Source organism: Vibrio sp. Scap24 (assembly GCF_013394185.1).
GTDB classification, from domain to species: domain Bacteria; phylum Pseudomonadota; class Gammaproteobacteria; order Enterobacterales; family Vibrionaceae; genus Vibrio; species Vibrio pomeroyi.
Map to the genome: position 1 here is coordinate 1,506,211 of NZ_CP041333.1, position 13,022 is coordinate 1,519,232.

Below are 13,022 nucleotides of genomic sequence, written 5' to 3' on the forward strand. Positions count from 1 at the left end.
GACTGTACATCTAACTTACAGCGTTAAATTATTGTCTTCTATCATTTTTTGTAAAATTTGTGCTTCTAATGCACTGCTGCTGTCACCTTGATACAGATCGTCGTACGTGACATCGGCAAGTAAGATGTTTTGTTGAACGTCTTCGTCGCCATTCGGTTTGATTGAAATGGTCACGCCTTCTCCAGATTCTTCTAGATCTAGGTATTGTGTTGCTCCTACTCCGGTATTCAACCCAAGGCTGCCTAGAATACCTGAGAGGTCAATTGCATCCGTATTTGGAGACGCATCAAAATCTTGAACCACATCGTAGCTTGGAGCATCTGCACTCCCTAAACCTGACGATTCAAATACAAAATTATCTGAGCCTGTACCACCAATCAGCAGGTCGTTGTCCTCTGTTGCGATAATCGTAGAGTCTCCTTCAGCAACAAATTCAACCGATACCGTTTGAGGCAAACCTACCGCTTGGTTGTTGCCTATCTCTGCAGACGGTTCAATCGTTAGCTCAAATTGATCACCACTGTTGTAGCCCCCTGTTATCGCTAGGTTAGGTACATCAGCCAAGTCCACCACGTACTGTCCACCGACCATCGAACCATGTGAGAAGGTCAAACCTGCAGGTATGTCATAGATGGTGATAAAACCCTCTTCTGAATCCGCGGGGTTAACCAAAGAAAGATCTAAGCCTAGAGGAATCGTGCCGCTTGCTTCCGCGACTATCGATGGGTATTCAACGCTCAGTAACGGAGCGTCAGGTTCTGGTGTGATAATAAGCGTCATGTCTTGCGAGCTTGGGTCACCCGTGTCGACCACTAACTCACCAAGTACAGTGTTTTGATCGACCGTTCGGCCTGTAATCGTAATATCGAGATTGCCAAACGCATCGCCTGCAAAGAATTCGAGCTCATCGACAGAGCTTGCTTTAACGATGATCGTCGCCTGTATAATGCCATTAACATTGGTGAAAGAACTGGTTTCAGAGCCAATGCGAATTCGATCTAGCCCAACTAAACCTGATGGATCCGAAGTCGAATTCACCGTGACCGTAATTGATAAGAATTCATCACTATTCGTCTCAAAGCTATTCGCATCAAGTGGAATAACAATGCCTTCGTCTTCACTGCCCGTCAGTTGTTCAGGTAAATCGAAGAACTCAACCTTGTCACCAATAGGGTTCACACCAACCGTGAATTCAGATTCGGTATAACGAATTTCTGTGGTGCCGATTTCTTGAGTAATCGCCTCAAGTACAAGATTCATGTCACCACTGAAATCTCGTGGGGGCATGATAACGAGGTCTGCGAGCTGACTTGGATCCAGTTGCCACTCGTAAGTAGGGTTACCATCAAAGGAGCCGCCATCAACACCATTATTCGGTACCAATTCGTAACTATCGCCCACTTTTATCGCGACGATTGCGCCTTCAGGAACGCCTTTCAATGCCAAGGACATATTTTCAGAGCCGTCTTGGTCAATCAGCTCTGCACTAAGTGATGACAATGAAATATAGTTGTCTTCATCGCCGACAACATCTTGCGTTACTAAGTTTGCTGCGTCAGCGACAGGTTCAACCGTGATCGTCACTACGGTCGTTTTATCTTGCGTATCCGTTTCAGTCACGCAATCCGCTTCATCGGTAATATTGGCCGTTACCGTTAAGGTAATTTCACCACTGTAGTGTTCTGGTGGTGTCACCAACACATCACTCAATCGGCTAGGATCGGTTACCGTCCAAGTACCATTGCCGTTATCAACCAACAAGCCAGTATCAGCAGGGCTTTCCGACAGTGTCACACCATTTGATACTGTGATGGTCAGAGAGTTAACGGTTTCTTTACCAGTCGCACTGTTGCCTTCACCCGTGATTAACTTGCCGTCTTCAACGCTATCTCCGAGAACAAGCTCAAGATTAAGATCCGTAGTGATGTCTTCTTGGATTGTTGTCGAATCCGTTGCAACCGTAATATCATCGACAACAGGTAGCACTTGAATGCTGATCGTTTGATCTGTCGTTACGGTTTCGCCACTACATGAAGACGTTTCAATGGTTTTAATTGTAAAGTCGATACAACCAGCGAAGTCTTCGTCCAATCCGGTTAACGTCAGTTTCGATAGACCATCAGCAGTAATCGAGTAACCAACTACTTCGCCAGCCGCGTCATATTCTGCAATCACGCCATCACCTGAAATCTCCACACCTTCAGGCAGAGAGTCAGCAGGAATATAGAATGAGATAGTGTTGTCTGGGTCACTGGCAACATCAGTATTTAATAAACCCGTTAAGTCGATATCTTGACCTTCTGGCGTTTTAATATCGCCATCCGGTTGGATTGGACTTGGTGGGCCAACAGGATCACAAGAACCGCCCCCGCCGTCATGACCTGTAATCTGAATTTGGAATGAGGTATCAATATATTTCGAATCTTCACCATCAATGACACGAGCACGCACCACAATATCTAACACTGGGGTGTCGCTTGGGCTAGAGATCGTCATACCGCTCAGGATTTCTTGAGCCAGTTCTTGGATAGAATCACTCGTAAGGCCGTTCGCAGAGATGATCCAGTTTCCTGAAATATCTTGAGCGGCTCCGTTCGGGTGGTCAATAATCAAAGAATAACCATCAGGTACATCGATCAAGATATAATCTAAGTATTCTGAGCCATCCATATCAGCATCAACAAAAGTAACCGCATTTGACACGTTGACCGGAGAACCGTCATCACTGGTGTACAGCTGACCCGAACTTTCTAAACGTGTATCTGACTCGACCCTCGCATCAACGGTGACACTAATGGATCCCGAGATATCTTTTATATCAGTCGCGCCGGTTGGCGACGTATCTGTCACTTCATAAGTAATTGGGATTGAGAACGTGCCGCTCAAATCTTCCGTTGCCGTTACCGACAATCTGCCGCTGTTTAAAAGCTCCGATAATGTTGGCGTCGTGCTATCCAATAGGCTCTCTAAATCCAAACCTGTATCAGGAACGGCAATCACACTGCCATCAAAGTAGAGAGTCAGGTCAGAAGGAAGGCTATCAATCACATACCCCGTTAAAGACTCACTGCCGTCAACATCTTGATTTACAGATGGCTCAAGATTCAATCCGATTTGACTGTCTTCAATACCTTGAGTGCTTACCGTTTGACCATCTTCTTGATCAACAACAGGCGCTAACTCTACCTTCAAGGTCATCGGAAATTCGCCCGAATCACCGTCAGGTTCAGTTGAGATAGCAATAACGGTAAGTTCCAGTTCGCCACTGAAATCAGCAACTGGCTTAAGATACAAATCATTCAATTGTGCATTAGAGACTTGGAATACTGCGCCAGTAACATCATCGATATAAGCAATCGTCAGTGACACTGGTTCACCCAGAGCATCCACCAGCAAAGTGCCTTCAGGGATGTTGGTCAGCAGTATGTTGATCTCTTCTGAAACATCGTCGTCTGAGGTTTGAACCACAAAGTCGAGTCGAATCAAACCATCTTCATTGAGAACAGATTGATTGCTGATGACTTTAGTGTCGCTATCATATTCCCAGTGTGCATTACCTCCATCCACGACAACTGGCTCGTCCACCACACCTTTGAGGAAAATATTGATGGTTTTAGTGTCGCTAAGCGCAGTAACATTAACAGGGTCTAACGAGTCAATTGTTGATTCATAAGAAACGGCAGTCACGTTAATGAATAGGTCTTCTGTAAAGGAGCTGATGTCTTCTTTTGGTATTAAATAAGCGGTGCCGTTCTCTATCGCTTCAGCAGAAACGAGATAAGTATTAGGACCAATTAGGTCAAACAATCCACCTTGAATCGCCCAGCCGTCTTGCACTTCAATCTGATAACTTAAAGATTCAGAACCATCGGTATCAGTCAACGCACCATTGATTACGTTCTTTAAGAAGATGTTTTCATCTTCAAGACCTTTGTAATCTTTAACAGATAAAATGGGAGTGTCCGCATCCGGTGAGATCTCAACGACTACAGTATTAACAATATCGGCAGTTCTATCATCTGGATCCGCAAAGGTATTTCCTGCTTCAGTCGCAATCGCAGTAATTTCAAATTCAAATCGACCCGCTAAATTTTCATCAGCTCTGATTTCCATTTTGTCGATTTGATTCTGAGTGTACTCCTTACCCTCTTTAACGGCATTTCCGTTCAAGGTGATATTCAGACCATCTGGAATACCACTTATCGTATAAGTTAGTGTTTCCGACGAATCTTGGTCAACCAATTGAGCGGTGATATCTAATTTAATTGGGGTCGCGTCATCTTCTACGGATTGGTAGGTGAACACTGAATCAGACCAATCAGGTGCGTCAGCTACAGGTAAAACAGAAACAGCAATATCAGCGGTCAGCTCTTTTGGTACAGTGTCGGTACTAATGATGGCATTGATTGCCAAAATAACCGTCGACGTAGTATTGGATTCATGCAAAGCTGGACGATAGGTCAACTGTCCATTTGGGCCAGTAAACTGGCTATCAATCGCTGCTAGCTGACTTCCAGACAAGGTGACTTTGCCGTCTACAACTTGAAGCAATACCCCATCAAGGTACAAGCTACCACCATTTAACGATGCTTCTGAGAACTCGATAGCCGTAACGGTTTCGCTTTGGTCAATATCTCCGGTTGAAACACTGACGACAATAATCGCGTCGTTATCTTCTGTGGTTTCCGAATCTTCATAACGAATAAAGCCTTCATTATCGTCTAACACAAGCTCAGCGTTACTAACGACTTCATCGCCGTCGGCATCTCGCACCAAATAATCAATATCATCGACGATCTTTGGATCGTCAGGGTCAGTCGTTACATTCGGGTTCGTCGTTAGCTGGTAGCTACCATCTGATGAGAGAGTAAACTGGCCGTATACGCTACCACTGTCAAAATCGTTGATTAGATCAATGGTTATTGGGGTATCAGCATCTACAAAGGTGTAAGTAGTACCGCGATAATCGAAACTAATAATGGTGGCGCCATCAGCCCCAGCAAACTCTTCCGTTAAAAACTGTCCGTTAAGGTTGTCGCCTTCCACTAACTCAATAGAACCACTTCGCGCAGTTGGAACTGCGTCAGTTACGTTTACAGAATAAATAGCCGGATCAGAGCTATCGCCGTCGGCATCCGTGACAACCAATTCAAAATTCACCGCAAGATTATTTTCACCGTCACCGGTGGCATGATCGAGCGGACCATAAAGGTTAAACTCAGTAGTGCCATCGTTATTGAAGCGAATTCGGAAGATATCGTTACCCGACGAGTCTTGCGCGTAATACCAACCATCGGCATTCACTTCCTGTAAAGAGATCGCTCGCCCGCCACTGGTGTAACCGAGATCATCAAATGCATCAATATTAATTGATACGGAAGCTATATCGTCTGAGCCTTGAATAATGGATATTGATGGACTCGGCTCTTCAGTACCGGCTTGTTCGTTGTCACCAATAAGTCCATCTTCATCAACAGATATGCTGCCTACAATTGAGAAGGTCGGATCTTTACCATCGTATATTTTGATGTCGGATTCTTGCGTGTCTCTCGAACCATCGGAATCAATGGTGACGATAGAAGCTGGAATCGTCAGCTCGGTGTCTTTAGAACCTGAGCCATGATCAATGGACTGATAAAGCTCAATGACGACATCAACACTTGTTGAACCATTGGCTTCAAGGCTGAAGTTATCTGGTAGTTTGATTTTGAAAACAGCATCGCCGTTACCGAGAACAGCATCAAAGGTACCATTACCATTATCACGCCAAGTTAGCGCTTCACCATTATTGGTTACCGCTATACCATCGCTGTCGAGAACAGCTTGACCAGTGGTCACATCCAAACCTAAGAAAACCAGAGGGTCATTCCCTGCAGTAACGGCTAAGCTCACGTTTGCTGTTGAGCCAACTCCCGACGGTGTGCTATCAGCGATAGGGGTTTCACTCAACTCAACAGTGCCACTCCCGATGAATGGTTCACCACCATCAGTAATAGAGACGTTGAGATCTAGTTTGGTATCATCGTTATCTGAATCACGAGCAGTAACGGTAAAAGGAAGAAAATCTGTACCATTAGTTTGATCTAAACCTTTGTAGAGTGTGAAGACGTAATCCACACTGCTATCTGCATCATCTGAAACCGGCGCGGCGAAACTCACCGTAAAGGCAACATCACCACCAGCGACTGGCCCTGCGTAACCAGTCAATAATGTACCATCCTCAGAAACGGTGTAGTAAATCTGCTCGCCGCCACAAAAGAGCTGAGGTTGATCGGCTAACTCAAAGAACACGCTATCTAAGTAATCACTGCCAATCCCGACACTGAAAGTTCCGGTGCTACTCACCTCACCAACAGGATCGTTGCTTAGATCAGACTCGTTAACTGAAGCATTTGAATCGAGAATTAAACTCGGGTCATTACCATCTTCGATCACCCATGATATTTGACCGTTTTCTAAAGCAGTACCATCGGTATCTGTACCAATAATATTTAACGGAATCGTGAGTAAATCACTGGTCAGCACATGGTCGAGTGGGCGTTCAATCACCAACACTATATCGGCAAGTACATTATTCCCGTCGACTGTTGTCGTCATTGAAAACGAGAACACATCATCGTCACCTTGCTTGGCTGTTATGGTACGACCGTCAGCGCTGAGGGTGTAAGAAAGAGCCGTAGAATCTCCTCCCGAAGTCATTCCTAATGCTTCTAATTGTGCTACGGTCTCAGGACTAAATTGTATCGAGTCTGGGTCTGGATTATCCGAGCCACCTAATATCGTAAATTGAGCGTTGATGGTCTGCGATCCGGAAGTCACATCAACTTCCGTTACCGTTTTCGAATCATCCAATATCTCTCCTGAGGCACCATCAGTGATATCAATTGTCGCCGTGGCAGAACCGAAATCACCACTGGAATCAGCGGCAACATAATTGAAAGTAACGGTATGGTCTTGGGTGTGGTCTAGGTTTCGATTGGCTTCAAAGGTCCACTGACCATTGGCAAATACCGTTAATACACCATCACCTGTATTAAATACCGCAGGAGTTGCACCTGATATATCCTTACTAACACCTCCCACTTCGACACTACTAATGGTCAACGCGGTATCAAGGTCAATATCGTTGCTCAGAACGTTACCTGATGATGTTTCACCTTCAACCATCGTGTAAGACTCATCGAACAACAAAGGCTCAGAATCTAAAATCGTAATAGGTAGTTCACCTAAAACTAGCTCAGTAGTTCCATCGTCATCAATTTGTAGACCTTCGATAATGATCGCCGTTTGAAGCAACTCTTCACTAGCTTGTTGGTCAACCGCTTGAAAGAAGGTGATCTCAACGGTATCTCCGACAATTTTAGCTTCGAATACCAATGTTCCATCGGTTCGTGTTGCTTTTAGTACCTGGCCGTCAGACTCCAATGCAATGGCAATAGATTGGCCTTGAGACGTGATACCTTCGGCAGAAACTTGATTTGCACTAAAGGCAAACTCGTCAGCAAACTGAATATTGATATCAGCAACTTGGGTTTGATCTCCGAAGATCCCGACCGTACTTTCAGAAAATGAGACTGAACCTGGCAATACAATACTTGGCATGTCATCACTGGCTTCATTACCAATCGAGTTAACAACTCTCGCATCGATAATCCACTCAGTAGATGGGTCTAAGCTAGAAATGTCGATATTCTCGACTAGCCAACCACCGGACGCATCAATCACACCTTCAAAAGTCAGCGTTTGCGTACCATCATTGATCTCTATGTAGACAGGTAAACCTTCGGAAACATCGGTCGTTCCCTGCATGGTGGTTAAATCACCACTACGAAAATCTAAGATGTTGAAACCAGATAAGGTATCAATATCGATAACAGGTGGAGCGGTATCAATTTGTCCTGTCGAGTCAGTGCCCGTTGTTTCATTACCTGCAATATCAACGGTAACTGCTTCTACGGTAATGTTGCCATCCGCAAATGCAGACAGATCGACATCATCGATGATCCAAGCACCCGCAACAACCATGGTTTGTAAGGTAATAGACTGATTATTGCTATCGGTAACCGTGACGGTAATAGGCTGTCCATCTTCGACATTTTGAACAACACCTTGTAGACGAACAGATTGAACTTCTTCAGTGTTGAGTATGTTATCGGCATCATCAAATTCTGCTGTGATACTGGCTAGCGTATCTTTCACTATGGTGTCACTAGAAGTGACCGTATTTCCCGCAACATCCGTGACACTCGCTTCAACGGTCAAAATGCCTTCTGCAAACCCCGAATAGTCTTGGCCGACTAATGTCCATTCACCACCGGTGACTATCGCGGTATAATTTTCTAACTTGCCATCAACATCGGTGATGGTGATTGATACTTCTTGGCCATCTTCAACATTGGTTACCGTGCCAACTAATGCGCCATTACTGACCTCAGCAGAGTTGTAATACTCGTCACCAAAACCATCGAAATTGACACTGATGTCCGCTAACGTATCTTTCACTATGGTGTCGCTAGAAGTAGCAGTATTACCTGCAATGTCGGTAACTGTAGCTTCTACCGTTAAAGTGCCTTCAGCGAAGGCTGAATAATCTTGGCCGATTAATGTCCATTCACCACCAGTGACTGTCGCGGTATAATTTTCTGACTTGCCATCAACATCAGTGATAATGATTGAAACTTCTTGGCCATCTTCAACATTGGTCACCGTACCAACTAATGCGCCATTACTGACCTCGGCAGAGTTGTAATACTCATCACCAAAACCATCGAAGTTGACACTGATGTCCGCTAACGTATCTTTCACTATGGTGTCGCTAGACGTAGCAGTATTACCTGCAACGTCCGTAACCGTTGCTTCAACCGTTAACGTACCTTCCGCGAAGGCTGAATAATCTTGACCAGTGAGAGTCCATTCACCACCGGAAACTGTCGCGGTATAATTTTCTGACTTGCCATCAACATCGGTGATAGTAATTGAAACTTCTTGGCCATCTTCAACATTAGTCACCGAGCCAACTAGTGTGCCATTGCTGACCTCGGCAGAGTTGTAATACTCATCACCAAAACCATCAAAATCGACACTGATGTCCGCCAACGTATCTTTTACGATAGTATCGCTAGAAGTAGCAGTATTGCCTGCAACGTCAGTAACTGTAGCCTCTACAGTCAAGATACCTTCTGCAAAACCCGAATAGTCTTGGCCAACTAATGTCCATTCACCACCGGTGACTATCGCGGTATAATTTTCTGACTTGCCATCAACATCGGTGATAGTAATTGAAACTTCTTGGCCATCTTCCACATTAGTCACCGAGCCAACTAGTGTGCCATTGCTGACCTCGGCAGAGTTGTAATACTCATCACCAAAACCATCAAAATCGACACTGATGTCCGCCAACGTATCTTTGACAATTGTGTCACTGGAGGTCGCTGTATTGCCCGCAATGTCGGTAACCGTAGCTTCTACCGTTAAAGTGCCTTCTGCGAAGGCTGAATAATCTTGGTCTGTTAGCGTCCATTCACCACCGGTCACTGTCGCGGTATAATTTTCTGACTTGCCATCAACATCAGTGATAATGATTGAAACTTCTTGGCCATCTTCAACATTGGTCACCGTACCAACTAATGCGCCATTACTGACCTCGGCAGAGTTGTAATACTCATCACCAAAACCATCGAAGTTGACACTGATGTCCGCTAACGTATCTTTCACTATGATGTCGCTAGACGTAGCAGTATTACCTGCAACGTCCGTAACCGTTGCTTCAACCGTTAACGTACCTTCCGCGAAGGCTGAATAATCTTGACCAGTGAGAGTCCATTCACCACCGGAAACTGTCGCGGTATAATTTTCTGACTTGCCATCAACATCGGTGATAGTAATTGAAACTTCTTGGCCATCTTCAACATTAGTCACCGAGCCAACTAGTGTGCCATTGCTGACCTCGGCAGAGTTGTAATACTCATCACCAAAACCATCAAAATCGACACTGATGTCCGCCAACGTATCTTTTACGATAGTATCGCTAGAAGTAGCAGTATTGCCTGCAACGTCAGTAACTGTAGCCTCTACAGTCAAGATACCTTCTGCAAAACCCGAATAGTCTTGGCCAACTAATGTCCATTCACCACCGGTGACTATCGCGGTATAATTTTCTGACTTGCCATCAACATCGGTGATAGTAATTGAAACTTCTTGGCCATCTTCCACATTAGTCACCGAGCCAACTAGTGTGCCATTGCTGACCTCGGCAGAGTTGTAATACTCATCACCAAAACCATCAAAATCGACACTGATGTCCGCCAACGTATCTTTGACAATTGTGTCACTGGAGGTCGCTGTATTGCCCGCAATGTCGGTAACCGTAGCTTCTACCGTTAAAGTGCCTTCTGCGAAGGCTGAATAATCTTGGTCTGTTAGCGTCCATTCACCACCGGTCACTGTCGCGGTATAATTTTCTGACTTGCCATCAACATCAGTGATAATGATTGAAACTTCTTGGCCATCTTCAACATTGGTCACCGTACCAACTAATGCGCCATTACTGACCTCGGCAGAGTTGTAATACTCATCACCAAAACCATCGAAGTTGACACTGATGTCCGCTAACGTATCTTTCACTATGATGTCGCTAGACGTAGCAGTATTACCTGCAACGTCCGTAACCGTTGCTTCAACCGTTAACGTACCTTCCGCGAAGGCTGAATAATCTTGACCAGTGAGAGTCCATTCACCACCGGAAACTGTCGCGGTATAATTTTCTGACTTGCCATCAACATCGGTGATAGTAATTGAAACTTCTTGGCCATCTTCAACATTAGTCACCGAGCCAACTAGTGTGCCATTGCTGACCTCGGCAGAGTTGTAATACTCATCACCAAAACCATCAAAATCGACACTGATGTCCGCCAACGTATCTTTTAATATTGTGTCCACTGAAGTCGCCGTGTTTCCTGCGATATCCGTAACACTGGCTTCAACCGTTAATTCACCTTCGGCAAAACTAGAATAATCTTGATCAGTAAGCGTCCATGTACCGCCTGAAACCGTTGTTGAATAATCTAAAGATGTGCCTGCACTATCAGTGATGGTAATAGAGATTGTTTGACCGTCTTCAACATTGCCAACAGTACCAACCAACACACCATTCAGGACCTCTGTTTGGTTGTAAACCTCATCGTCAGATCCAGAGAACTCAACTCCAATCTCCACTAACGTATCTTTAATAATGGTGTCAGTGGACGAAATAGTATTACCCGCTATATCTGTAATACTCGCGACGACGGTCAACTCACCTTCTGCAAAGCCAGAATAATCTTGGTCTTTTAAGCTCCATAAATTGCCTGAAACAACCGAGGTGTAGTCGACAGAAAAACCGTTACTATCAGTAATCGTTATGTTTATCGCCTGACCATCTTCAATATTGAATGTGGCACCGATAAGGGCACCCTTACTCACTTCACTTTGATTGTAATAGTTGTCACCGAAACCATCGAACCGAACGAGAATTCTATCCAGAGTATCTTTAACAATGGTGTCTGTAGCGGTGGTAGGGTTGCCAGCTATATCAATGGTGCTTGCGACTACAGTAAGTTCACCTTCTGCGAAGTTTGAATAGTCTTGATTTACTAATGTCCAACTGTCGCCAGACACAACTGTCGAATAATTTACGGATAAGCCTTCACTATCCGTTATTGTGATTAAGATTGTTTGCCCATCTTCGACATTTGAAACAGTACCAACCAAAGCTCCATTATTTACTTCTAATTCATTATAAAACTCATCACCAAAGCCATCGAAGTCAACATCAATACTCGCAAGCGTATCCTTAACAATGGTATCGCTAGCTGTGGTTGGGTTTCCGGCAATATCGATAGTGCTGGCGACGACGGTAAGTTCACCTTCGGCGAAATTGGAGTAATCTTGATTTTCGAGCGTCCAGCTATTCCCAGAAACTACCGTTGAATAGCTTACTGACAGGCCTTCACTGTCTGTAATCGTGATTGAGATAGTTTGACCATCTTCAACGTTGGTTACTGTACCTACCAAGGCACCATTATCGACTTCGAATTTGTTATAAAACTCATCACCAAAACCATCAAAATCGACATCGATTGTGGCTAGGGTGTCTTTGATTGTGGAATCGTTAGCAGTAATGCTATTGCCAAAGTCATCGGCGATGATCGCGTCGACCTTAAGGTCACCTTCCGCGAGTGAAGAGAGATCAACACCGTTGACGACATAGGTTTCGTCATTTGTGATTGCGGTCGTGGTGACTGTGTTGCCATTCACATCGGTTATAGTCAGAACAACGGTACGTCCATCTCGAACATCAACGGCGGTACCAGTGATCGTGACCGAAGGTACTTCAAACTGGTTTTCATAACCGTCACCACCATCCAAAATATCGACGGTTAATACTGCGCTCGGTAACAATACATCGAGTTCGCCATCGTTGGATGTTGTATCATCTTCAAAGTATTCTGTTGGTCGAGTATCAAAACCGGCTTCTGCCAGAGTTTCATCTAATGTCGAACGAACGTAAGCAATAAAAGAGGCGCTAGCGCTAGGTTGGTCGTTTGAAGCACTCGGCTGTTCTGGCGAGCTTTCAATGTTGTTTACAAGCTGAGTAACCACCTCTTCCAACTGTTGTTCTACAGCGGCTATTTGCGGTTCAGTGAGAGGTTGAGTTTGGTCCAAATTCTGAGGCTCAATGCTCACAACTTGCACACCTTCAACTTTGGGTTGTGATGCGGGCACTTGAAGCCAAGTACCATCAGCCAGCACCTGCCATACAACGCCACCAACTTCGATATATAAAATAGGATCCATCCTAAACCTCTTCCTTACAAAACGCTGACATTGAGAACATCAATTTACTCAATAAAAGGGGATAAAAATCAGCGAACATTCCCTAAACAATACTAGCAAAAAACAAAACATTAACAGTTCATTAATTATCACTCATACACCGTAATGTAAACCGACATCTTGTGACTTACATTCCGATATACGCAATG

The 13,022-nt window shown here is 44.7% G+C and carries 1 protein-coding gene; it reads right to left on the minus strand.

What is annotated here, in order from left to right; translation table 11 throughout:
• Positions 1-15 precede the first annotated feature (15 nt).
• Positions 16-12,834, minus strand: coding sequence for an Ig-like domain-containing protein (locus FLM53_RS22105; RefSeq protein ID WP_178992130.1), 12,819 nt, complete (start codon positions 12,832-12,834; stop codon positions 16-18).
• Positions 12,835-13,022: the final 188 nt, after the last annotated feature.